Source organism: Dictyobacter arantiisoli (assembly GCF_008326305.1).
GTDB lineage: Bacteria > Chloroflexota > Ktedonobacteria > Ktedonobacterales > Ktedonobacteraceae > Dictyobacter > Dictyobacter arantiisoli.
Genome location: NZ_BIXY01000061.1, coordinates 1 through 24504, shown reverse-complemented (window position 1 = coordinate 24504; position 24504 = coordinate 1). Strand labels below are relative to the sequence as shown.

Below are 24504 nucleotides of genomic sequence, written 5' to 3'. Positions count from 1 at the left end.
ACTATTATAAATACCAGTTTTTGTTACTTTTCAATACGCGTAAACCTGACCGGGGAGCGCTTGCGGAGAGCAGGCGGAGGATTCTTCGGCTTCGCGTCCTCTCCCTGAGAGGATTGCTGGACGTTACCGCCAATATTCTCTCCAGATGGCTTTTGAGGCTGAAGATCATCCCTGTCAGGTTGCTTCGGCGGAGCCACATTGGCAATATGGTGGGTCGCTCTCTTCTCAATGTCATCTTCTTCCGCAGGTTTGTCTTCTGGCTTAGTTTGCTGCTCTTGCAGCCAGGGGGATTTAACGACCTGGATAGTCTTGTCTACCTCTTCCTGGACTGGTGGGGATGTGCTGGGAATGCAACCTATCTCTATGGTTGGCTTCTCCTCAATATCATCCTCCCAGTTCGCGGCTGATGAGGGTTGGGGGAGAGCCATGCTCATCTCTATGGTTGGCTTCTCCTCAATATCTTCCTCCCAGTTCGGGACTGATGAGGGTCGGGGGCGAGCCGTGCTCATCTCTATGGTTGGCTTCTCCTCAATATCATCCTCCCAGTTCGTGGCTGATGAGGGTTGAGCCATGCTCATCTCTATGGTTGGCTTCTCCTCAATATCATCCTCCCAGTTCGGGGCTGATGAGGGTTGGGGGCGAGCCGTGCTCATCTCTATGGTTGGCTTCTCTTCTATGTCCATTGGGGTTGCGGTGGCAAGTAAGTTGGAGATAGAGTTCATGCTGACGATACGGACGGTAGGTTCCTCAACCAGATCCAGATCATCTCTATTGCCAGGCTTTGCACTACTCGTCCCGACAATCAAAGGATGGGTCAATAGGATTCCAAGGCTGCGCAAAACAGCAAAACGATTGTATACCATCACATGTGCATTCGTGAATTCTATGCTGACTGCCGCAATGCTAAAGACTGCCAGGGTGAGCATCATTGCCAGCGGTGACCAATGGCCGGCATAGAGATAGATACCGACAACAATGCCATCGATTGAGAAGCTCACAGCCATGGCCAGTGCTAATTTTACCAGCAATTCCTTCAGATGCAGGAAGCGCACAAACGCCATGCCAGGGCAAATAAAGAGAAACCACATGATGAAAAGCGGCCTTGCTGGAAGTCCAGGAAACACAGACATTGCCATTACTGCTACCAGGGCGGAGCATACGATGATGATCGGCCAGAGCACTTTTGTGAAACGCACGATCTATTGACCTCCTTGCGCTGAACTGGCCAGTGCATATATTTGCACATCGGAATTCTTGTAAATAAGTGTGAAATCGCCCGATGCAGTAACGGCATGTTCCAGGGTCAGCATACTTCCCGCAGGCAAGCCAGAAGTAGCATCGAATCTGGTGACTTCACTACGCGTGAAGATCAGATACGCGTTAGCGCCAGAACTTTTCAGGCGCATGACTTTGACGATACCCGGCACATTCGCAGGATAAATAACCTTCTGAGTTGTGTCTACAGTCCCCAGGTCATCAAGAGTATATTTTTCATAATCTTTAAACTGCCATGGTCCGCCTATCCAACAGGTCATGAACAATGAATTGCCTGGTGCGATGCTATACAGATAATTGACGCCAGCAAATTCACTATAGGTGATGTAGTCTTCATTTTCATTGCCATAGCGGGTAAAAAGAAAACCGGCAATCAAGATAATGTTGACGGCGACGAGCGCAACAGAGTGCCAGGCTGGTCGCCGCAGAAAAGAGAGGGAGAAGCGTTTTACAATCGGGAGATTCTGTACAGCCGCCACTGGCGAACTGTAGAACAATGCTGCCACAAAGAAGACCATCGCAGGCAATGAGAACATATAACTGCGGAGCATCATCTCGCCACCATAGGGTTGCGCAATAAATAATGGGAATGGCATCACCGCAAGAATGGCAAGTGAGGCATCCAGTTTCTTCTGAAGCAAGCGAATCAGCGCGCCCACAAAGGCCAATCCCCAGATGAGGACCGACATATAGACGCGCAATTTAGCCACAAAGGTATGGTCCGCGTTGCCAGCCACGCGCCCCGATACATTGTTGTTGAAGGAAGAGAAGAGGTGTAATCCAGAAAAGACCATGCTCATATGGCCCGACATAAAGGTACTCGCGCCCACGAATAGCCAGAAAACTTCCATCAGAATCATCACAATAAGTAGCCACCAGAGGCGTACACGATGACAAACGATCAATCCACCCACGCTCAACAGGGTAAACATAGGGGTCAATTGATGACTGGTGACATCAAAGGCAAATATGAGCAGGAAGCAGATCAGCAACAGTAGACGCAAGGCAGGACTGGCTGGCGTCTGCTGTGTATCGGCAGCCGTCAACCAATTGTAGAACGGCGTCGCAAAAGGGATGCGGCGTAATCGGGCGGCGAGTGGTCGCGCGGGCACATCCACAGGCATCTTAAACCATCTTACCAGGATGGCAATCATCATCAGATAGAGAAAAAAGTTAAATCCTTGTGGTGAGAAATAATCCTGCCAGATCCAGTTGGTCAGATAGAAAAACCAGAGCGCAAGCCAGATAATACGCTTATCTCTGGTAAAGGCCGAAAAAATCATATGCAACGGGGCAAAGTACAGGATGGCGAAGGCAATGGGGGCCCAATCGGCATAAGGGAGAATGCTGCTAAAACCCGCGCTCGTATTGAGAAAGGCGGCCAGTGAGAAAAATATCGGCCAGCTAAAGTAGGCATCGAGATTAGGATTGGTGGTGCCAGTACGCTGAATGAATTCGGTATATCCTGTATGTCGATACACAATATCAAAGCGCGGCATCTGCTCCACCAGCATCGTAATCCCATACAGCATAAAGATCATCAGAGCTATATGGAACAGCAAGAGTGGAACTTTATATCTGCTACTACGCTGTAGTGTCAGACAAAAACTTACCGTCATGAGCAAAAATGCGGCAATCATGGTTGGAGGCATCACAGACACCAGGCCCAGATCGTTCATCTGCCCGACATTGATAGATCCAAGAGAGAAAAACCAGAGCACAAAAAATATGAGAGGCAAGAGGAGACAGATACTGTCCATCATCTTGCTATTTGGTACAGAGGACCCTGTTCTCGCCATGCCGATTGAACCAGTCTTCATCATTTATGATTCTCTCTTCTTTATTCCTTCTAATGCTATTTCTTCTTAATGCTGTGCATTTTGATGGTTGGTGCATTCATAAACTCGTTAATCTGATCACTGGAGATCTTTGTCGCTGGAAGGTTCTTTTTCACCAGTTCTCTTTCGGTTTGAGCTGCTTTAGCTTTACGCAGAGATGCTTTGTCTAGTTTGATAGTGGGAGCAGTAGCATCATCGTAAGCGTCAGTGAGAGCTTCATTGCCATAGAGCTCTGACTTCTTCAATTTAATCGTCGGTGCATCTATAAAAACGATGCTGCGAATCATATCGGTCGGTGAATCGATCGCCATCATCTTCATAGAGATCGAGATGGATTCCTCTTGACTGCTACTTCCAGAGCCAGCCAGCGCAAGATCCTCATGCTCAAGCAGGCTCATGGCCGGTATATCTAATCCTTTCATGGTCCGAAATACGGTGGGGGCCATGATGATAGCCTCGATATACATACCAATCACCCAGCCAAGGCTCAGTCCTGATAGGCCCCAGAGGCGTGTTCCCACAATAGCCATCACTAACTCGAGCACACTGCCAATACTGATCGGCACAATGGCTTTCGAGACATGATCCTTAATGCGATGGATTGCCAGATAGTGGTATTTAATAATGAGCGGTAATGCGCCAATAGCGAGAATGCGTAAACTCCAGGATGCCTGATCAGCATAACTGTGACCAAAGAAGCCCAGCATAAAATGCGCCCCAACGATCAATACAATGCCAGCAATCAGGCTCACACCAAAAGAGAGGCCGACCGTCATACGGGACTTCTGGGGCAGGGTGTGGATCTGGGTGGCGTTGGTGGCGTGCAAAACCGTGGTCAGCGAACCAATCACCGCAAAGATAAAATTGGCGATCATCGATGCAGTGTAAAACCAGGCATTCGCGGACGCCGAGAGCATAATCGTCGCAATCACTGGCAGAATCTGAGTGGGTGTCTGATAAATCAGATTCAGGATGTAGTGCTGAACAGCGGCATGGCCGACCTTGCGCATCATGCCCCAATGCGGTCGCAGGCTACGATGGGTCTTTTTCGCCTTATAGATGCCAAAAGCCAGCAGGGGAAGCATCGAGATAAGATTGCTCGCCATCCAGGTCGTGTAAATAGAGATACCAGTTTTTTCGGCGAGCAGCCGGGCAGCCACAAAGAGGAGGATTAATTTGGAGGCCGCAAAGAGCGCATTGCGCCAGAATTGTAATTCACCTCGGAGCAAGGCGATCATACAGGTATCCGCAATAATCGTGACCGAGGTGAGACCAATACCCAGTCCAAAGAGAAGGATACTGGGAAGATCGGCACCAATTGGCTGCAAGTTTTTTGAAATAATGGGAGTGCAAAGGGCAAAAATAATTCCAACCACGGTACCGACCAGACCGACCAGAATGAGCGCGGCACTGATAATCGTACCTTCCTGCCCCTTATTGCGTGGTAATTCACTGATTAAAAGAGTACTGAGACCTAATAAACAAATACTGGAGAGGAGCATCATGGTTGAGGTCGCGGCAGAAGCCAGTCCGACAGCGCTCAGTGGGAAAAGCCTGTCTGCAACAAACCAATACGCGAATCCGAGGCCAGATGTTACTAACATGGTGCCAATCAGCGATCCTGTGTTCAATAGCATGACACTATTATTCTTCAGCCATTGCATAAGTAGCGAAATTCTCACCAACAAAAACTCCCGCATCGTACCGTACTGTGCTTTGTTTAGATGTTTTTATGTATCTCTAAAGATCATATATTCCATTCCATTGTGTCCGGCACTCTATTTTATTTTCATAAGAGGATAAAGGCAGGCTACACCTACCTCCATCCCTCAACCAGGATAAAGGCTTTTTCCCATAACAGGTGAACTGACAGAAGAAGCTTGAGGCACTGGCTGCTTTCTTCGCATTGTATCATCATACTTTTGGCGGTCACTATTTATAGCACTTTCTGACTAGCAAGAAAAACTCTTCTTGCATTGAAAGATAGCAATAAATGGATTTACAGCCCGACTTCTCGTGGTGCTACAGGTGTTTTAGGTGCTACAGAGGCAAGTGCTTCCTGAGACGACTGAAAGGTGCGTGTCTCTGGTTTGAGCTTCACGCCCCGCACAAGCCGTTCACGAAAGATCGTCTTCAGCACGCGCCAGCCATCCCGAAAGGTGTGGAGATTGCTTTGACCATGAATACGCGCATGCTCCATACTCGGCACTTCAACAATTTTCATATTCGCCTTGTACATACGCAGGCAGACCTGTGTTTCGATCTCAAAACCGGTGCAATCCAAATCTACATAATCCAGACATTGACGCCAGAAAGCATTATATCCATAGCAAAGATCACTATAGCGTTGACCAAAGAGTATATTGACAACAGTGCATAAAGCATAGTTTCCCAGCGTGCGCAATAGCGTGAGGTCATCACTCCCCCCGCCTTTAACAAAACGAGAGCCCTTGGCAAAATCGTAGCCAGCCAGCAGCACCTCTACAAAACGATCAATCTCAGCTGGATGGGCCGAACCATCAGCATCCAGCATAACGATGATGTCACCTGTGCACGCCGCAAATCCCATGCGCATGGCATCCCCTTTCCCTTTTCCTGTCTGTTCCAGGATGCGGATGGAAGGATACAACTCTCTGGCAACGGCAATGGTATCATCGGTTGAATGACCATCCACCAGCACAACTTCACTCACCATAGCGGGAATTTTGGGGAGCGTATGATACAGGTTTTTGGCCTCGTTGCGGGTGGGAATAACAACGCTTATTTTTGGAACTTGTGTTGTAACTTGCATAGAAATATTCTAATCAACCTTCTTTTTTACTCAATGTATTCTTTCGCGCTCCGTCTGGGCGGCTGCCCCTGCCCCCCTTTCACTCTAAGGGATGAAGTCCCACAGGACTACGCGCTGTTATAGAAGAGGTCCTATATTTCCTATTTATTTGACGCATCATCACATTCATGTATTACTATATAAGAATAGGAGATACTGTTCTTGCCAGAGCAAAAAAATATATACATCTTTTAGCACACGTTTGTATCTCCAGGCCAGGGCACGATAAGTAATTGGGAAGCGAAAAGGTCACCGTTGATTAAGGATGAAGCGTTTTGTTCAAAGTGCTGGAGAATACTCGTATTTCCAGAGCTTTTTTTTCCATGATATATTGATCGATCTTCATTCGTCAAGCAAACAGATTTTTGTCTCCTCGCGTACGCATGCAGGAAAAAGAGCTGGAGCACCCTTTCAGGGACACCCAAAAGTACTAGCCCGCTCAATCATCAGCGATGCCATTCGTTACATTATCGGTAAAATTTACAAGGATGGGGATACGCATGAAAAAGTGGAGTATGAACTCCTTTTATATACTCAGTCTGCTTGTCTTACTTGTTCCATTGCTAGTATCCTGCTCAAATCCATTCAATAAAGGCAGTCAATATGATGCATCAAGTAGTAATTCTAGCAGCAAGAATGGGGGCAACACCAACCAGGGGGACCTTTTGCCCAACAAAAGCGCCACAGCCACCGCGACCTATAATGCAATATGCAATGCAGGAAATGGACAGTCGGGGAACAGTTCGACGACAATTACCGTCACGATCAAAAAACAGTGCGCCATTACATCGCAATACGCTTCGGGCATCACATTATCTGACGGCTCATTAGATCCGGGAAGTGGGAGTGATCCTACGGCTGTGGCGAATGTGAAATCGATGATCCAGCAAAGCACGAAATATGTAAATACGCCCATTATGGGATGGGGCTTGCCCGATCCCTGGCCCGATCCTACCACGCCCAATCCCACGGATTGGAGCGCGCTGGATGCGCGGGTACAACTGGCGGTTGATACTGGCAAGACACCCATCATTACCTTAGCTATCGCCCCCTGGTGGATGAAGGGTGCGTACAATGGGCATGGACAAACCCAGACCCTGACGGCCAACGACGAGTGGCAACCCATCGCGTATAGCTCGCGTATCCTGGATAACAAGATGGATAAGTGGACTCATCTGGTCCAGGCGGTCGCTGAACGGTATATGCAGCCACCCTACAATGTCCGCACTTTCCAGGTCTGGAACGAACTCAAAGGCTATTTTGATTCTGATATCAATAACTATGACTTTACGACCGATCCCGGCCAACCGAATGGTGCAAACGCCAAAAATGGCTACACCTACATGTACAATCAGGTCTACAATACCTTGCTGAATACAGCCTCCGCCCAACATATCGCCACCCAGGACATCAAAGTCGGAGGTCCATACGTCTTTACAGATATCTGGTCCAACGCCAGACAGAGCGATCCCTCAAAGGTCACGACCCCCTACGGTATTTTTGACCAACGCCCACTGGATGTCCTGCAATACTGGTTACAGCACAAAACTGGCGCGGGCTTCATTATTTTTGATGCCTCACTGGAAAACCGCGACACCATGAAGGTGCTCAACCAGAATCCTTTCGCGGCTGCCAGCCTCTTTGCCGATATGGTCAAATGGATTCGTGCGCTCGATCCAAAGCTCTATCCCGGTTCAACCACACTCCCCATCAATTTATCGGAATGGTTCTCCTGGACGGAAATAGATGGTACCAGCGTTGATGAGGATAACGCACTCAAAGCCTCTACCATGATGCAATTTATCCAGGCCGGTGGGGGAACCGCCTTATCCTGGGATAACGCTGGCAACGGAGGATCGGATTACGGGCTCTGGACATCCACTCTGAAGCCAGGTGGTGGTCAGGCCTACCCCTGGTATAACACCTACAAGTCCTTAATGGATAACTTTGGTGCTGGCACCACTATTTACATAACATCCGTATCGAATCCCGCTGCGGTCACTGCGCTGGCCTCAAACAGGCAACTCATGCTCGTCAACACCACAGCAAATCCTATCAACGTAAGCGTGAATGGAACCACTATTCCTCTCACTCCCTATCAGGTTATTATTACCCATTAAAAGAGGCACACCAGACATGCAGTGGAAGCCAGGAGCGCCTCCACTGCATGTCTGAGTTCAGGAATATCAAATCGATGAGTAACAACCAGAGGTGCCTCTCTTTCGTACACAATAAGGGAGGGAAATTCGTACCGCAGGGGAGCGATGTAGGTGCGTGCCGAGGTCGCAACCGAGGTGCGCTTTCCTCGTCTCGTACGACCATCGTGCCCCAACGCTCTGTCATGCGCCCCAACGCAATTCTTGAGATTGGGATGGGCCTACGGGGTGAGGGCATCGTACGATGAACGGGTAAGCGGACCTCGGTTGCGACCTCGGGCCGCACCTACACTTCTCCATTGCAATCCCGCTTGAAAAGCCTTACGTTCGCACCAAGAAAGATAGCATGCAGAGAGTACTGACTGTACCGACAACTATAAGAAGAACATGGCAAAAAAACTCCATCCTATCCCTGTTAGGACTGGTGGTCTTGTTGCCACTTATCTTTTCCTGCGCGGGTCCAGGTGCGAGCAGCACTAAAAAACAGACTGCTAATCAATGTACGACACCCCGTGAGGTCCCATCATCCATGCAACATAGCAGACAAGAAACAAATGTAACGCCTACTGACGTGACCGTCAATTATGATAAACAGACAACAAGCACCTCCCAGTTTGCCGCCGGGATCACGCAATCAGACAATCAAATGACACAAGGATACGGCAATGATGACTGCGCAATCGGGAAGGTCTATACACAGATCAAGCAGGGCGTAAAATACATGAACACCTCGATCATGGCCTGGGGCCTGCCTGATCCCTGGCCGGATCCCTCCACCCCTAATCCCACGGATTGGGGCGCGCTGGATGCGCGTATCCAGACCGCCATCCATCTGGGCCAGACACCCGTGATCACACTGGCCGAAGCCCCCTGGTGGATGAAGGGCGAATACGATGGACATGGGAAGACGAAGCAGTTGACAGCCAACGATGAATGGCAACCCATTGCATATAGCTCGCGTATCCTGGATAACAAGATGGATAAGTGGACCCATCTGGTACAGGCGGTCGCGGAACGCTATATGCAGCCACCCTACAATGTCCGCACCTTCCAGGTCTGGAACGAGCTCAAAGGCTATTTCAATCCTGATATCAACAGCTACGACTACACCATAAGTCCCGGCCAAGCGAATGGAGCCAATGCCCGCCATGGCTACACCTACATGTACAATCAGGTCTATAGCACCATCATGAATGTTGCCAACGCACAGCATATCAATCAGCAGGACATCAAAATTGGGGGTCCTTATGTCGTCCTCGATACCTGGTCGAATGGAGCGCAGAGCAGCCATCCATCCCATCTGAGCAAAGCCTATGGTGTCATTGATCAACGCCCACTGGACGTTATTCAATACTGGCTACAGCACAAAAGCGGCGCCGGCTTCATCACCTTTGATGGCTCGCTCGAGAACCGTGACACGGGGCATATCCTTAATCACCAGCCATTTGCCGCCGCCGACGTCTTCGCCGACACCGTAAAATGGATGCGTTCATTGGACCCCACAACCTATCCAGGGGCAACCACCCTTCCCATCTGGCTCGCCGAATGGTATGCCTCAAGCCAGGAAAATAACAGCAGCAGTTTCGACAAGGACAACGCGCTCAAAGCCTCCACCATGATGCAATTTATTCAGGCTGGCGGAGGAGTTGCCCTATCCTGGAACAACTTCGGCGCTGGAGGCGCTGATTACGGACTGTGGACATCCACCCAAAAAGCGAACGGCGGCCTCGCCTATCCCTGGTACACCACCTACAAAACCCTCACCCAGGATTTTGGAGCTGGCACCATCCTCTACAACACAACCATCTCCGATCCCGCGCAGATCGGGGCCCTGGCATCGAACACAAAACTCATGCTCGTCAACAAAACCGCGCACAAAGTCAACGTCCATCTCAACCAGAGCACCATCACCCTCACCCCCTATCAGGTCATCCTCACCAACCTCACCCAGGGGTCCTCCCGCAACGAAGGCCCGATCCCTTGCGGTCAATACCGCTCAAATAAGCCATGCTCCTGACGGAGCACCCTGAATCATGAAATTGGGAGCAATTTCAGATGCCAGGGAGTAGGGTCCCAGCGGTTGTAGCGTGAACTGGCTCATCAGGCACCATGAACGGTGATCGTGTAACCATCAGGATCAACAAACGAGAAGGTGCGACCGAAAGGGCCGTCAAAAGGTCGTTGCACGATGGGAACCCCATGACCTTCAAGTGAGGCGCACAATTCGTCAGCATGGTCACATTGAAGCCAGAGCACAACTCCCCATCCCAGGTGGCTTACCTCATCAAGGTTGACAACTGGTTCACGGATGGCAAATGGAATAGGTTGGGTACGAAACACGATCGCGTGGGGTGGACTTTGAGGAGTAGGCTCAAGCCCAAGCAGCTCCACGTAGAAAGTTCGAGATGCTTCCAGGTTGCGAACTTGTAAGCCAATGAAATCAGGTCCAAGAATCTTCGCCATAACGTTCTCCTTGTATGTTATAATATCAGTATATTGTTTTAGTATCAGCACACTGATATTATAACAGCATACTGATAAAAATACAAGGGTAGGAAGAAAGGAAAAAGTATGCGAGAACAAAGCGTGGGGTATCAGTTGAAGCGTGTCCAGTACGCTTTACGCGTCCAGATGGACAATGCGTTGCGAGAGACAGGGCTGACCACCCCTCAATATTCAGCGCTCACTGCGATTGAAGAAAATCCTGGTCTTTCAGGGAACAAGATTGCGCGGCAGTGCTTTGTCACCCCACAGACAATGAATCTCATCTTAGCGAATTTAGAGAGCAGAGGACTGATCGTACGTCACCCTCATCCTGAGTATGGACGGGTCCTTCAAGCCTATCTTACTCCAGCCGGAGAGAACTGCCTTCAAGAGAGTCACCATAAAACTAGAGCCATTGAAGAGCACATGGTTACCAATTTCACAGAGGATCAGCGTCGCCAACTGGTCCACGAGTTGTGTACCTGTGCCAATGCGTTGGAAACTGAGGCAGAGACACCTCCCAGTTTGTGACATCAGTGAAATTTCACTCTGGAGTTGACCCGTTTTGGGAGGGAACCCGAACGGAAATGTCGGGTGAGGAAAGAAACAGGAAAAATGATGAATACATCATTCGTATTTGAAATACGTAACGTAAGAGGAAAACCCACGTAGCCGCGCCTGGAGTTGCCCCGATTTTGATACCTCATGCGGAGTGGTGCGCTTGCAGCGCATGACGTTTCAAAATCCGGGATGGCTCATATTTTTAGTAGAGCTGAAGCGACGTTTGAAAGCAAGGGATCTCATTGTTTCAGCTTGAGCGTAGAGACCGAGATATCATAACTCAGCTGTCGCAGCCAGTGGACAAACTGTTCAGGCGTAGAGGGCCGCTCCTGCTCCAGCCACCAGCCGAGCGCGCTACATCCAGCCGAGGCAACAGTGGTGAACTTCAGGTCGAGCGGCGGTGTATCGGGATCAGATGCAGCTTCGGGGAACGTCTGATGGAAGTACGCAAGAACACGCTGCTGCGTCTGTTGGCGAAAGCGCTGGCTCAAAAAGGCGTCCGCCTGCGCACTCAGCATCACGCGGTAAAAGTCAGGAAACTGTTGAATCTGCTTGAATAGCTCGATGATGCCTTCATCGATGATTCCTTCATGACGTCCCTCCCCTATGAACCGTCCCTCCTCTAACACCTCGTATATCTCATTGAGATGCTGTTCGAGCAGATCATATTTATCAAGGTAGTGACGATAAAACGTCGAGCGGTTCACCATTGCACGCCTGGTAATATCACGCACGGTGAGGGCCGCAAACCCTTTCTCCACAGTCCCCTCAATCAACGCTTGCTGAAGCAGTTTACGCGTGCGACGAACCCTCAGATCTTCAACGCCATCGAGCTTTTGCATCACATTCCTCTCCCATGTTGCATAGGCAATACGTTCCGTTCCATTGTTGATTGACGCTCATTGTATCATCGGTTACGCTTCTTTTGCAACGGCGCGTTGGCTTTGCGCTAGGGTTTATGCGTTCTCACAAAGGAAGAACAAGCCTTTTTGTTCTTCACTTCAGTATTGCCCTGGCCAAATCTCTACACCATCTTTGTCTGTACCGATAGCCAGCATCGTGCCATCTGTTGACCAGTGTGCCGTTTCTACGGTGACGTCATATTTGTCATAAAGGGCGATGAACTGACCGGTAAAGGGAGCCCAGATCTGGACGGTGTGATCTGCGCTGGCAGAGGCGATCCATGTACCGTGTGGTGACCAGTCGACCCCTTCAATTTCCCCCTTTTGCCCGCGGTATGTCATCAACGTATGCCCTGTTGCTGCATCCCAGACCTGGCTGGTTTGATCGGTACTACATGATACAATCGCCCGTTCATTGGGAGACCAGGCCAGATCGTGGACACGGCTCTGATGGCCATGATAGATGACCCGCATTTGGCCTGTCAGTGCTTCCCATACATGGGCTGTTCCATCGTCCGTAGCGCAGGCAAGGAAACGTCCAGAGGGAGACCACGTGACCCGTGAGATGCCCAGAAGCCCCAGCTTTGCGTTGGTATAACTACTCACCAGGTGATCGAGCGTGGAGTTCCACACCTCCACGGTTGGGCTATGGCCGGAAATAGCCAGGTAAGAATTGTCGGGAGACCAGCTCACTGAGCGCAGAGCGTACCCTTTTTTCATGGTCCTGGCTGGTGTAGACTCAGGGAACTTCCAGAGTTGTAAGGCACCAGCACCGGACTCGGCTGTGACTGCTGCGACCCAATTTGTCTTTGACCAGGAAACGTCGTTGATCCATTGATTCAAAGTAGGGTGAGCCAGCGCGATCGTATCTTTCTCTATCTCCCAGATCGTCAGTGTATTGGAACCACTGGCTGTTGCCAGATAACGGTTATCAGAGGACCAGGCTACATGATTGATCCAGTTTGAGGTATTCATGTCGACCAGGTGATGCAGGCGTTGGCTTTGTGGTGGATGCAGAGGGTAGCGAGGTGTTGGCTGAGAGGGCGGTCTGACACGTGAGCGAGAGGATGAGGGAAACCAGAAGGTGAAAGTTGCAGTGGCCGCCAGCCCGAGCGTTCCAGCCCCGAGGAGGAACGCAATAGTCCTTCTTTGTAGCAATTGCGGGGGGGTGATGGACTTTTGCACTTCAGGAAGCTCAGGGGGAGAAGAAAGGCCAACAAATGAATCGGCAGGAGCCGGAAGATTCTCAGGCAGGGACGTCACAGGAATAGCGTCCAGAGGCAGTGCGTGTTCTCTGGGTGCTTCAATGCTTTCGTTTCGTACCACGGATGGATCTTCTGTAACAGGGAAGATAATCGTGTCATTCTGGCTGAAGCCTAATTCCTGTTCGCTTTTCTCAAAAAGTGTACAGAGCTTCATGCGGAAGTAAGCACTGGGTAAGTGACTACCACTCTCCCATCTGGTAACGGTGACGGGAGTGGTGCCGAGGCGTTCGGCGACATCTCGCTGTCTCCAGTTTCGTCTGATGCGCTCTTGTCGTATAAACTCATTCCAGGGAATCGCATCTTGCGTTTTCATAAAAGCTTCTACTCCTAAATTTGTTCTATGAGCCTTGACTACGATGTAGATCAGGGCGCTAAAAGGAAGAGCGTATCAATAGCATCCTCTGCTTGCTCTTTTCTCTTATGAAGTGACCAGACATTTTATAGGCGAATCATCTACTATTATACAGCTAGATGGTGTATAGGTGTAGTGGGGTTCTCTTGCACAAAACGGGCAAGTTTATATCTTTTTCTCCTGGCAAACGCCAAAATGATAGTTCCGGATGATAGCCAATGCTATTTGGAACAGCCAGATTTTTGCCTATAATTGCGCTAGGAGAACAGAAGTGACCGGGAGTCATTGTCGCATGAGCACTCCGGAATGCCTGACTGGCACATTTCCTCTCGAGCCACTTGTTAGAAGGTGAGCAATGAGGATGGTCATCATGTTATCTGTACGATCATCGATCGTTTATCGCTTTTACAGCCTTCAAAAATCAGAATGTTGTTGGTAGTGTCAAATCTCTTGATAGTTTTCTTGACAGAAAGGAAAAGGAACAATGATGAAACAGCACCCATTACGATTTCTCCTTCTCCCAGCCCTGTTGTGCGCTCTCTTTGGAGCTGCCTTTCAGAGCACCGCAGGAACCGCCCACGCAGCTACTGTCCAATCTCACACCGTTATGACACCTTTGATTAGCCGTGCCACGTGTACTAGTAGTGAACCAGGTGCGTCTGGTCAGGTCGACATTAGCACTGATTATAACAAGGACGATGTCTGTTTTGAGGGTACGGGAGGAGCAAATGTTACTCTCTGGAATGTAGGTCTTCTCGCTAGCGGGCAATATACATTATCTTTTCATTGGGTCGGTTGTGATGGATCAACTCATTCATCCAAATTAAGTCCTTGGAATATCTCGACCGCTTTTAATTCCCCTAATGGCTTTGCTGGCTGTTCATACATAAGCAGAGTTACCTACATCAGTTTGGGGTAATGAGCGAAAGGACTACGCCGGGTCACCGTATCAATTTGACCTAAAATGCGCGAAGCTGGCCTGTCAGTGCGATCCTGACGAAAGACACCGATAGGCCAACTCGCCGGGCAGGCCCGAGCGTTGATGCGTGAAATGCCCATTTTTATCCTTGATGAACCGACAGCAGCTTTTTCCCCACAAGAGAAAAAAGAGCGCCTGGAAACAGTTCAAGTCGTCGAGTAACTCGCAATCAAATCAGATCATTCTGCACAATGTGGCCCAAAATGCAAGCGATTGTGTGTCAGGGCAAAAGGAAGGGGTTTCATCGGCCTTGTGATGGTTTGCAAAGCAAGATGTTTATCGAAATACTTCTTTCTCATTACGCATGAATTACTATCTGTTTGGCAGGAAACTGCAGAAAAAAAATATCTTAACCAATATTTCATGAATAAAACGTTTGCATAATGCAAAAACTATTTTGCTATTATTGCTTGTTTCCCCTATGTCCTATTTTTACACGTACCTCGGTGTTGGGTCTTATGAGCAAAAGGAGGTGGTGAAACGACTCATAGCGGCCACATGCGAACTGTGCGGCGTGAGAGATAGGAACAGTGTGGTTCATCTAGAATGATAAAATGGGGAAGCAGTACAGGCGAGGTATAATAAATGGGAAATCGCATTACCAACGAATGCGTTGAGTCCTCAGAATCACTCAAGATGTCGAATGGCCTCACAAGTGTGATGATCTCTCTTCTTGTGCTGAGTGGTTCGGCTCTGGCGGAGAGAGAGCATGAGAAGTTGCTCATCGTCTGGTTCGCTAGTCGTGATCAGGCTCTCTCTGGCATGGGCACGGTTGGTTTCGATCTGAATGAGATCCCCTGGACGGCTGAACAGTTTGAGGCCGAAAAGCACTTTCTCCTCGCGGTCATACGCAGAGCGCAATCGATGCAGGATTAGGGTCGGCTGTGCTATGAGCCGCACGAAGATTGGTCACTAGCCTGTCTGGAGAAGCTTGCTCAAATGATTGGTCATTTCTTCGTGAAGTGCGTCAATCCCCAGATCGCTCTCGATCAGCAAACATGGTGGAGGCCAGCTAAATTTGTTCTCTGTCCCAAACATGGCGCGCTGCAATATGCTATGGGGTGCGTCGTTTGCAATGATGGCGATCCGATTGGATCTGTCGGGGCGGAATGGGCTGCTCATTGATGGTGCTCGCCCGCTTCTTTTGCATCGAATTACATGAGCCCACCTTGCTCCGGCGGGCGAGCGCTCTTGAGATCATTGGGTGGTTCTCCCTGGAAAGGAATAGACACATGGAATCTCCACAGCCACAGACCAAAGAACAATGGGTGCAGGAAGGCAATGCCCACGCCACCTTCCACGAGTACCAGCAGGCCATCGCCGCTTATGAGCAGGCCCTTCGCCTCGATCCCAGCTATGCTCGGGCCTACCACAACCGCGGGGCCGCCTATGCTGATCTCAACGAGTACCAGCGGGCCATCGCCGACTTTGACCAGGCCCTTCGCCTCGCTCCCGACTCCACCGCCACCCACTACAACCGAGGCACTGCGTATGTCGCCCTCAACGAGTACCAGCAGGCCATCGCCGACTTTGACCACACCCTCCGCCTCGATCCCAGCAATGCCCACGCCTACTATAATCGAGGCACTGCGTATGTCGCCCTCAACGAGTACCAGCAGGCCATCGCCGATTTTGACCAAACCCTCCGCTTCGATCCCAACTCTGCCGACGCCTACTACAACCGGGGTAACGCGCACGCCGCCATCCATGAGTGCCAGCAGGCCATCGCCGACTTTGACCAGGCCCTTCGTCTTGATCCCAGCAATGCCCACATCTACCACAACCGAGGCGCGGTATACGCGACGCTCCAGGACTACCAGCGGGCCTTGGCCGATTTTGACCAAACCCTGGCCCTTGATCCGACCCATGCACGCGCCCACTATCACCGAGGGCGTGTGCTTCAACACCTCGGCAGACAGGCCGAGGCACACCACGCCTTTCAACAAGCCGAATCCCTTGGGTATCAAGAAGCAAGAGAGATCCTGTAGTCAGCTGTGCAGGATTCCTGGTCTCGTGTAACGGCATAACTTCGCTCTAAACGATGGCTATCGATAGAGCAAGGGGATTTGGCAAAAAAAACGGATGGTTAGTATTGTGTTTCCTCTTCTCGAATGACATGTCCAAGCGCAGCTTTTCATGATCCCTCTGCGGTGAAGATCCCATCAGCATGGAGTGACGCGACAGCAACCGGGAACTCCACATACGACTGTGCGCCTCCGATAGAGAGCGTCTGTTGAGCGATGCGTACCTGTTGTTGTTCGGCCCAGGGTCCGCTAACGTTGGGGTGGACATAATAGGCTGGAAAATTCGAGGAGGAGACATCAACACGTATCCGTGACCCTTGCTTGATGGTCCAGGCGATCGGCCACAGTTCGATCTCAATATCGACCGCTTCTCCTGCCACATAGTCCTGTGGCCGTGTCGCACCATTGCGATACGCAAGGCTACTGATACCATCGCGGATGTTGTAGGCATTGCCGTTGGGAAAGACCTCCATGAGCTTCACCGTAAATGCTGTATCATCGACGTCTGAGCTCACACGCAGATGCGCTTTGATGCGACCCTGGATAGCGACATCCGCTTGGAGAGGAGCGGAGAGGAAGGTAATCACATCTGCTCTGCTCCCTGGCTCTGCCTGCTTGAGACTCGACGGCGCGGCACCATGATACGTCGGACCAAAGGAGAAGGCGAGTAAACCCTCTCCTCCCTGCGTTGGAACCGGGTTATCTGGATTATAGGTATAGGAGATACGCTCCTGCGTTGACGAAGCCTCAGACGTCAATTGTCCTGAGGAAGGATACACCTCCTGACCGGAACACAAATAATATGCCTGCTTCTGTGTCTGTGGAAATCCTCTATCCCATACCTGCCACCTACCTTCTCTGATAATATATGCGTCTATCCCCCCCTTGCGATAGGGATAGGACTGTCCTTTGAGCTGATGATCAAACCATTCAGTTGCCTGCTTGATTGTAAACGTCCCCAGAACATCGCTATCAGGATAGTCCAGATCCCCGCTACTTTCCAGCGCATGAATCCAGGGACCAATCACAAAGCGACTTGCAGCCCTTGTCTGCTCTGGGAACTGCTCATAGGCTCGAATCATCCCATCAAGATTGTGGTCATACCAGCCACCAACCATCAGGACAGGAGTGTGTACCTGGGGTGGAATGTGCTGAAGCATGTTCCAAACGCCGCGCTTCCAATACTCTCCCTCGCGGCTCACATTGCTAATCCATTCGCGATACCAGGGCAGTTCCTGACCAAGCAACTTGACATCCACATCCAGATGTGGACGCGCATAGAGCGCTTGCTGATAGAGTTCTCCTGGATCTTGCCGCGTCTTCACCTCGGAGTTAGCAAATGCCCACGAAGTAAAAGCATCCTGCCTGAACATACCGTTCATGTACAATTGCCGATAGCGCTCAGTTCCATTCACTGAGAGAACCAGAGCTTTCACTTCAGGTGGAAGTTGATCGGCCATGACCCACTGTACGCCAGAGAGATAGGACCTCCCCCACATGCCAATATTTCCGTTTGAGCCAATCTATTGTATCCAGACCATCATCGCGTTCATGTTCCCATGGGACCCATACACCCTCCGAGGCATTCGTTCCTCGACACTCCTGCGTCACAAAAGCATACCCATGCCGCGTCCAGACACGACCAAGAGCCTCCATCATTGCCGCCATCGGATAGGGATAACGGGCCAGAATCACAGGCCATGGTCCCTGGCCTGCCGGAAGAAATACCCGTGTCGCAAGACCTATCCCGTCACGCATAGACACACGGACCGTCTCTGCTTGCCCAAATTCTGTCGATGGAGCGGGAAGCTCCTTTTCAAAGATCGTGACCAGCATCTGTACAGGATCGCCAGTGTTTTGCTGAAAGAGTGCTTGCCATTGACTACGCTCCTGGGAACGCCCCGAAGACCGTGCTGGCTTTTCCATCATAGCCTACCTTTTCTGGATGAACCTCATCCACAGTTCTGACAAAGTGTTTGATTCCCATGCTCTCCACCATCTCTGTGCATGAGTTTTCGCACCTGCGGCGCTCAAACATCTTTTTAGTGTGTGGTGTTGGAAAAGTTCTTAGAACTTTTCCAACACCACACACTAAAACATGCTGACCCCTCATCGAGGTTTAGCGATCCTTTTCAGAAAGTGTAATGACCACTTTGCCGTGAACATGCCCCCCGCACTGAAGCGTGACAGCCTCGCGGGTCCGTTCGATGGGAAACGTTGCGGCTATTGGGACGGTCAGCTTCCCACTCCTTATGGCATCGGTAATTCTCTCGAGGGCACCAGGACTGGCTTGTGCCCCGCCTGTGGCATGTACACCTCCTGGCGGATTCGGTCCTGCAGCGATCGTAGAAATACGAGCTGGCGAAATACCAAGCGCAAGGGCAACGTCTATGGTCTCTGTCCCCACGAGCGCCGTAGCCGCGTCGACACCATGTGGGGCGAACTGACGCACGCGGTCTGCCAATCCTGGTCCGTAGGTGACTGGAAGAGCACCAAGCGTACGGAGATAGTCGAATGAATCCTCTGATCCGGTCCCGATAACGGTTGCGCCAGCCAGCTTTGCGAGCTGTACGGCGAAGGTGCCGACGCCACCGGCGGCACCACCTATGAGCACGGTCTCACCTGACTTGACACCGATCACGCTCAGTGCCGCGTCGGCGGTAAGACCAGCAACCGGAAGAGCGCTTGCAATGACGTCTGGAATGCCACTGGGAGTATGATACAATTGTGGTTCTGTGGATGAAACTTTCAGGACAATATAGTCAGCGACGGCGCGACCAAGCGCTCCGCCAAAGACACGGTCTCCAATAGAAAAATCTTTGACATGAGAGCCAACCTCATCAATGGTGCCAGCGAAATCATGACCGAATCCTGCTGGCAACGTAATACCAAACCTTGCAGCCACGTCGGGATTTGAAGAGAGCTTCCAATCCATCGGGTTCAAGCCTGCGGCCGCCACGCGTACTCGTACTTCATCTGGACCAGCATGGGGTTCTGGAATGTCTTGCAGTTCTAAAACGTCGGGTCCGCCAAATGACGTATACATAATCGCTCGACTCATATAACGTACTCCTTATAACACTTATTGCTCTCGGTAATGCTCTAACTAATAAGTAGAGCATGTGTTTTCTTATCGTGAGGTAGGCCTACACACAACATCCACTGACTCAACACCCTTTTCTGTTCCGCTCCGCCACAGATCTCTCCAGGTAAGGCGAAACAGTGATGTCGGTTGCTGACATCACTATAATACCGTATACTGGAAGTGATGTCAATAGCTGTCATGAAGGAGGGATTGAACGTATGAGCCGATGGGAACCCAATGCCAGGGGCCGACTGGAGCAGGCAGCCCTGGACCTGTACCAGGAACGCGGGTTTGAGCAGACAATGGTGACGGAGATCGCTGAACGGGCTGGTCTCACCGAGCGGACATTCTTCCGCTACTTCGCCGATAAGCGCGAGGTGCTGTTCGGGGGTCAGGACATGCTGCGCACTCTCTTCGTGAGTGCCATCGAAGCTGCGCCTGCTTCCACCACGCCGCTCGATGCAGTTATCGCGGCCCTGGAGGCCGCTACCCCGGTGTTCCAGGAGCGCTATGAACGCGTTCGGCAGCGTCAGGCCGTGATTGCCGCCAACCCGGAACTCCAAGAACGCGAGATGCTCAAGCGCGCAGCACTTACCTCCGCCATAGCCGACGCGTTGCGAAGGCGCGGCGTGAGCGACCTTGCGGCGATACTCGCCGCGGAAGTCGGATCCATCACGTTCAAAATAGCGTTTGACCGCTGGGTCAGCGAACCTGATGAGCAAGATCTATCGCGACTTATCCGAGCGTCCCTCGACCAGCTCAAGGGCATCGTCGCTGGTACATAACCACCCTATGAACACGCTATCCCGAGCGGCTTGTTCACCAGGATAATTGTCGTAAAAGCACCAGTTTAATGGGTCTGGCACGCTTTTGACACTGTTGGGAAACCCATCTCGCCTCACCTGTCTGAAAATGTTAGGATAAGAAATGAAAGAAGGTGTCAGAACAAAGAGCGAAAGGTAGACGAAATACATGAGTTATCCCAAACTTTTGAAACAAACGTTCGCTACAATGGGAGTGCAGAGGGCGAAGCCTTCTGCCGGGGTGTGGGGTGTCCCCCACATACTTCTTTTCCCCTTTTTGCCCGCCGCAGGCGGCGCGAGGAAAAAGAAAAAGGACAGGGGACACCCCTGTAACCCCGGCAAGGGGCTAGCCGCCCCTTGCAACCCCGCTTGTAGAGCGGATTGAAGTGGATCGAACATCTGTTCGAAAAATTGACGTGCCCGGATCATACATTCCACCGACGACACCCACGCTGGCGGCCACGCCGGAAGCGGGACAACTCAGGCTATCGGTCCACCGACTGTCCTGCATTAGTTTCCCATCGGAACTATAACTTTGCACCTCTTTTGGCCGATCAGCCAGCGCAGGGTCTCCATTCCAATAGGGAGCAATACCACAATGGTTTGTTGTTCTATTAAATTTTATATACTGTATTGTTCCACATTATTTCCAGAGAATTCATATGCATATTACGTTCCTCTTGCCAATTGACTATCCCATTGCAGCTCATACCATTGATCAATGCTATGTAGGTAATAGCTAGATATGCTTCCTTTATGGTAAAGGTTTATATTGTCTTATTTGCTCAAATAGTTCGTCGAAATCCTCGTAATCATTAACGAGAACAAGCGGTTTGCCTTCCTTTCGTATGAGATGCATATATTCTCGGTTAGAAATGGTATGTACCGACTTGAGTGCCTGGATTTCTTCCCAATGCACCACTTCAACCTGATCACTCCATACTTTCCTGCGAACCTGGAGAAGACCGTGCTCACAAACAATGACTCGTCGCCTTTTCATAGAGGAAATTCTGACAAGCAAGAGAAACAGTCCTAAGAGAAACACACACCCAACTACAACCAAAGATCGAAAGAGCGAAAAATGTTCATCATACAGTTGGCTTTGTTTCACGTTACGTTGTTCAACTGCTCCTATATCGTGGAGATGTTCAGTAGAGAGCGCAATGATCTGTTGCCAATTGATGATTATGAGGATGATGAGCGCGCTCAAAGTAAGAACAGAGAGTATGAAGATAAACCAGCCCAAAATAGTCCAAGAGAGTATTTCTTTATTTTTTATGGAATGAATAGATAGAGGAACGCCTAATTGATTGTTCTCTATCAAGCGTCAGTCTTCAGTGAAGATCGGCATTTGGGCATCGTGTGACATCGATTACTATCTCCTTTCAACGAATTGGGTTCGTTGCAAGATCTGCTCTTTGCTCAATATATACATGAACTCTTGCTCCGTCAATGATCCAGGAGCAAGTCCATTGCGACCAATATTGAACAGAATCTCATCAGCCTTATCAATATGAGGTGTTATCTCATCTATAGTCGGGTTTATCAGATCGGCAAGAGTCATTCCGCCATTGTCTTCGGCAAGCGCATCGAGATAAGTCAATCCTGGCTTAATGCGAGGAACATCCGTACCTCCTATAATGGTACCATTCCCACCATAATGTCCAAGATAGAGACGATTCTCGTTACGCGTCAGTTTAAGGCTATCTGCATTGGTTGTCTTAGCACCAGCATCATTCAAGGTATCCTTCACAGTAGACTCTGTCCACCTTGGTGCTACTGATGCACTTGTATCTGCTGCTGCCGTTACACCAGTATCAGCTGCTGTAGCTACTGCCGAGGTATCCGCTGCAATGGTTGGTCCATATTGATAGGCCGTATAGGCTAGCGTAGCAATGCCACTCGCACCCACACCAGCATTGTAGGCGGACACACCCGCTGCCGCCGCGTCTGCAAGAGCAGGGGCCGCAGCACCCAATGTGGCTCCAATCAGTGCCCCTCCAACCGCCGCACCGCCGACATCCCACCAATTCACATCGCCCCATGGATTAGAGTCTCCACTCTGATAGTTGCTATAAACCTGGTAGCCATAGTCCGCTACAGCACCGACAACAGCTCCAATAATAGCACCAATACACCATGGACAATGTCCGTTCGAGTCAGTCAGGCTCACGGGATTGTTATGCACATAGGCATAGGGATCCAGACCACTTCCATTGGTTTCGACCGTATCCGCACTTGTAAAACGACCACTGGTTGAGTCATAGTAGCGAAAATTGTAGTAGAGCAGCACGCGCTGGCCTGCGTTGTCATAGAGGAATTGATCGCTGGGGGTCGTGCCGCCGGGCGCGGTCCAGGAAGAGAGACGACCTTCGTTGTCATAGCTCATCAGTGCGCCGCTTTGGGAGGCATCACAACTTTGCATTGAACCCACGGTGGTATCGGTGTTCCGACAGGTCATGTTACCCATGGCATCATAGCTGGCGTACTGGTTGGGCACCGTGCTTAACGTCGTGGCACCATGCGTTGGAGTCGTGCCATAGGTTTCGGTGCCTGCCGGACCACTCGTCAGGCGGTCCAGGGCATCATAACTAGAGCTCTGTTGATAGGGTGCAATAGTGGTGCCATTGGGATTCAAGCCACAATGATCTCCTCCACTCGGGGTTCCGGTATCTCCGGCCCAGACGAGACGATTGAGTGCGTCATAACAGAAGGATTGGGAGTCGGTCTGACTGCCTCCTGAGACGGTGGGAATGGTCGTGCTCAGATTCAAGGTATTGCCGACGTTGTCATAGGTCTTCGTCTGGCTCCAGAAGGTGCTGCCATTGCGCGTGGCACTGCTGGTCACGGGACGATCAATGCCATCATAGGTGGCACTGGTCGAGAAAACAGGAGTCGGCTGCGATGCTTTGGTTGCTGAACCTCCAATCGCTAATCCCGAGACCTGGCCAGTGTTGGTGTAGGAGACCTGTCCCACCAGGAAGCTGACGGGATCGGTACTGCTGGCATCGCCAAAGTAGGAGGAGCGCAGATAGCTATTGCCATCATACTGTGCCGTCAAAGCTTCGCCATCGGGATAGACCAGAGTGGTGGGTTGCCCCATATCGTTGTAGGAAGCATGCACCGTTTGCGTCGTGGTCGTACCATCGGCGGTGACCGTCAACCCGCTCTGGTCGGCCTGCCCCCGCTGATTGTAGCCACTACAGCGGGATCCATTGCCTGCCGTGGCACTGAAGGTTTCCGCCGTCTCTTTACCAATCGGGTCGGAGGCGTAGGAACCGCTGGGAGCCATACAGGTCGTGGGGAAGGTCACGCCAGGATTGCTGGTGTTGTCATAGCTATCATAAAAGAAGGTCGCAGAGGCACTGCTGCTACAGGGTGAGACCGCTGCGGATGTGGTGCCTTTACAGAGCGCTCGGTTGAGCACATCATAGCTCACATAGGTACTCTGCCCACGCGGATCTTGTTGACTGAGCACGTTACCGTTGCGGTCGTAGTTGTACTTCCAGGCCGTATCTGCGCTACTGCTACAGCCAGCGGGCAAGGGGGTATTCGTACACGAGCCGGAATCTGCGTCATTGAGCCCCGTTTTGCGCCCGACCCCATCATAGGTCGTCGTCTGGTAAGCAAGAAGGTTGGAGGAGGCATCAAAGGTATCGGTGGAGACCAGATTGCCCACCGTATCGCGATTGTATTGCAGGGTGCGCACCGTACTATAGGGACTGCCTGATGCGCCTGTGCCGCTAAAGAGTTGATCATAGCGATGGCGCCCAAGCGCATCACTATAGCTGATCTGCTGATGATTGTAGGCATCCTGGGTGATGGTACGCTCAAAGGGCGTGGAAGTATCGCGCGAAAAACTGGCCAATCCATTACCGAGTTGATAGGAAACGGTGGTCGATAACACAATCGTTGAGGCATCTTGATAGGTGACCGATCCCAACGAACGT

General features: G+C 50.8%; 18 protein-coding genes and 2 pseudogenes. 8 read left to right on the top strand and 12 right to left on the bottom strand.

Annotated elements, in window-relative coordinates:
• Positions 1-23 precede the first annotated feature (23 nt).
• From F1593_RS18475 to F1593_RS18460, 4 genes are all read right to left on the bottom strand, one after another.
• Positions 24-1196 (bottom strand): acyltransferase family protein, encoded by a 1173-nt coding sequence (locus F1593_RS18475; protein WP_149403045.1) that lies wholly within the window; start codon positions 1194-1196, stop codon positions 24-26.
• A 3-nt stretch (positions 1197-1199) separates the two neighbouring features.
• Complete coding sequence (locus tag F1593_RS18470) at positions 1200-3098, bottom strand: hypothetical protein (protein WP_149403044.1); 1899 nt, start codon at positions 3096-3098, stop codon at positions 1200-1202.
• Between the two features lie 32 nt (positions 3099-3130).
• Positions 3131-4750, bottom strand: a complete 1620-nt coding sequence (locus tag F1593_RS18465; RefSeq protein WP_149403043.1) for a lipopolysaccharide biosynthesis protein — start codon at positions 4748-4750, stop codon at positions 3131-3133.
• A gap of 362 nt (positions 4751-5112) precedes the next feature.
• Complete coding sequence (locus tag F1593_RS18460; RefSeq protein ID WP_149403042.1) at positions 5113-5904, bottom strand: glycosyltransferase family 2 protein; 792 nt, start codon at positions 5902-5904, stop codon at positions 5113-5115.
• 539 nt (positions 5905-6443) lie between these two features.
• Between F1593_RS18460 and F1593_RS18455 the strand changes: the two genes are divergently transcribed.
• Both F1593_RS18455 and F1593_RS18450 read left to right on the top strand, forming a co-directional pair.
• Positions 6444-8063, top strand: coding sequence for a hypothetical protein (locus tag F1593_RS18455; RefSeq protein WP_149403041.1), 1620 nt, complete (start codon positions 6444-6446; stop codon positions 8061-8063).
• A gap of 382 nt (positions 8064-8445) precedes the next feature.
• Complete coding sequence (locus tag F1593_RS18450; RefSeq protein ID WP_149403040.1) at positions 8446-10116, top strand: hypothetical protein; 1671 nt, start codon at positions 8446-8448, stop codon at positions 10114-10116.
• Between the two features lie 83 nt (positions 10117-10199).
• On the opposite strand, the gene F1593_RS18445 is transcribed toward F1593_RS18450, so the two are convergent.
• On the bottom strand, positions 10200-10562 hold the full coding sequence (locus F1593_RS18445) for a VOC family protein (protein ID WP_149403039.1): 363 nt from the start codon (positions 10560-10562) through the stop codon (positions 10200-10202).
• 108 nt (positions 10563-10670) lie between these two features.
• On the opposite strand from F1593_RS18445, the gene F1593_RS18440 reads away from it, so the two are divergent.
• Complete coding sequence (locus F1593_RS18440) at positions 10671-11114, top strand: MarR family winged helix-turn-helix transcriptional regulator (RefSeq protein WP_149403038.1); 444 nt, start codon at positions 10671-10673, stop codon at positions 11112-11114.
• Between the two features lie 269 nt (positions 11115-11383).
• Here F1593_RS18440 and F1593_RS18435 read toward each other — a convergent pair whose 3' ends face one another.
• The 3 genes from F1593_RS18435 to F1593_RS28450 all read right to left on the bottom strand — a co-directional run bounded on the left by F1593_RS18435 (position 11384) and on the right by F1593_RS28450 (position 14722).
• On the bottom strand, positions 11384-11986 hold the full coding sequence (locus F1593_RS18435; protein ID WP_149403037.1) for a TetR/AcrR family transcriptional regulator: 603 nt from the start codon (positions 11984-11986) through the stop codon (positions 11384-11386).
• Positions 11987-12145: 159 nt separating this feature from the next.
• Positions 12146-13624 (bottom strand): helix-turn-helix domain-containing protein, encoded by a 1479-nt coding sequence (locus tag F1593_RS18430; RefSeq protein WP_149403036.1) that lies wholly within the window; start codon positions 13622-13624, stop codon positions 12146-12148.
• A 939-nt stretch (positions 13625-14563) separates the two neighbouring features.
• Positions 14564-14722 (bottom strand): hypothetical protein, encoded by a 159-nt coding sequence (locus F1593_RS28450; RefSeq protein ID WP_172632240.1) that lies wholly within the window; start codon positions 14720-14722, stop codon positions 14564-14566.
• Between the two features lie 505 nt (positions 14723-15227).
• Here F1593_RS28450 and F1593_RS18425 point away from each other — a divergent pair.
• The 4 genes and pseudogenes from F1593_RS18425 to F1593_RS29340 all read left to right on the top strand — a co-directional run bounded on the left by F1593_RS18425 (position 15228) and on the right by F1593_RS29340 (position 16630).
• Positions 15228-15518 carry a hypothetical protein gene (locus F1593_RS18425; protein ID WP_149403035.1) on the top strand — a complete coding sequence of 97 codons (291 nt, stop codon included), beginning with the start codon at positions 15228-15230 and terminating at the stop codon, positions 15516-15518.
• Between the two features lie 63 nt (positions 15519-15581).
• Entirely contained in the window at positions 15582-15767 is a 186-nt protein-coding gene (locus F1593_RS29020; RefSeq protein ID WP_149403034.1) for a hypothetical protein, read from the top strand.
• A pseudogene (locus tag F1593_RS29870) lies at positions 15752-16465 on the top strand (tetratricopeptide repeat protein); the annotation flags it as partial. The gene F1593_RS29020 and the pseudogene F1593_RS29870, both read left to right, overlap by 16 nt.
• A gap of 3 nt (positions 16466-16468) precedes the next feature.
• Entirely contained in the window at positions 16469-16630 is a 162-nt protein-coding gene (locus tag F1593_RS29340; RefSeq protein ID WP_235932618.1) for a tetratricopeptide repeat protein, read from the top strand.
• A gap of 146 nt (positions 16631-16776) precedes the next feature.
• Here F1593_RS29340 and F1593_RS18410 read toward each other — a convergent pair.
• Positions 16777-18424, bottom strand: a pseudogene (locus tag F1593_RS18410) (CocE/NonD family hydrolase).
• Between the two features lie 361 nt (positions 18425-18785).
• On the bottom strand, positions 18786-19727 hold the full coding sequence (locus F1593_RS18405; protein WP_149403032.1) for an NADP-dependent oxidoreductase: 942 nt from the start codon (positions 19725-19727) through the stop codon (positions 18786-18788).
• A 242-nt stretch (positions 19728-19969) separates the two neighbouring features.
• Between F1593_RS18405 and F1593_RS18400 the strand changes: the two genes are divergently transcribed.
• Positions 19970-20536 (top strand): TetR family transcriptional regulator, encoded by a 567-nt coding sequence (locus F1593_RS18400; RefSeq protein ID WP_149403031.1) that lies wholly within the window; start codon positions 19970-19972, stop codon positions 20534-20536.
• Positions 20537-21308: 772 nt separating this feature from the next.
• Here the strand turns inward: F1593_RS18400 and F1593_RS18395 are convergent.
• On the bottom strand, positions 21309-21878 hold the full coding sequence (locus tag F1593_RS18395; protein WP_149403030.1) for a PH domain-containing protein: 570 nt from the start codon (positions 21876-21878) through the stop codon (positions 21309-21311).
• A gap of 51 nt (positions 21879-21929) precedes the next feature.
• The coding region (locus F1593_RS18390; protein ID WP_149403029.1) for an RHS repeat-associated core domain-containing protein at positions 21930-24504 on the bottom strand (2575 nt) is incomplete at its 5' end.

Excerpts from the sequence above, each read along its gene's own strand:
- F1593_RS18470 (WP_149403044.1), bottom strand. The coding sequence starts at position 3,098 with ATGATGAAGACTGGTTCAATCGGCATGGCGAGAACAGGGTCCTCTGTA.
- F1593_RS18465 (WP_149403043.1), bottom strand. The coding sequence starts at position 4,750 with ATGCTATTGAACACAGGATCGCTGATTGGCACCATGTTAGTAACATCT.
- F1593_RS18460 (WP_149403042.1), bottom strand. The coding sequence starts at position 5,904 with ATGCAAGTTACAACACAAGTTCCAAAAATAAGCGTTGTTATTCCCACC.
- F1593_RS18455 (WP_149403041.1), top strand. The coding sequence starts at position 6,444 with ATGAAAAAGTGGAGTATGAACTCCTTTTATATACTCAGTCTGCTTGTC.
- F1593_RS18450 (WP_149403040.1), top strand. The coding sequence starts at position 8,446 with ATGCAGAGAGTACTGACTGTACCGACAACTATAAGAAGAACATGGCAA.
- F1593_RS18445 (WP_149403039.1), bottom strand. The coding sequence starts at position 10,562 with ATGGCGAAGATTCTTGGACCTGATTTCATTGGCTTACAAGTTCGCAAC.
- F1593_RS18440 (WP_149403038.1), top strand. The coding sequence starts at position 10,671 with ATGCGAGAACAAAGCGTGGGGTATCAGTTGAAGCGTGTCCAGTACGCT.
- F1593_RS18435 (WP_149403037.1), bottom strand. The coding sequence starts at position 11,986 with ATGCAAAAGCTCGATGGCGTTGAAGATCTGAGGGTTCGTCGCACGCGT.
- F1593_RS18430 (WP_149403036.1), bottom strand. The coding sequence starts at position 13,624 with ATGAAAACGCAAGATGCGATTCCCTGGAATGAGTTTATACGACAAGAG.
- F1593_RS28450 (WP_172632240.1), bottom strand. The coding sequence starts at position 14,722 with ATGGGCATTTCACGCATCAACGCTCGGGCCTGCCCGGCGAGTTGGCCT.
- F1593_RS18425 (WP_149403035.1), top strand. The coding sequence starts at position 15,228 with ATGGGAAATCGCATTACCAACGAATGCGTTGAGTCCTCAGAATCACTC.
- F1593_RS29020 (WP_149403034.1), top strand. The coding sequence starts at position 15,582 with ATGATTGGTCATTTCTTCGTGAAGTGCGTCAATCCCCAGATCGCTCTC.
- F1593_RS18405 (WP_149403032.1), bottom strand. The coding sequence starts at position 19,727 with ATGAGTCGAGCGATTATGTATACGTCATTTGGCGGACCCGACGTTTTA.
- F1593_RS18400 (WP_149403031.1), top strand. The coding sequence starts at position 19,970 with ATGAGCCGATGGGAACCCAATGCCAGGGGCCGACTGGAGCAGGCAGCC.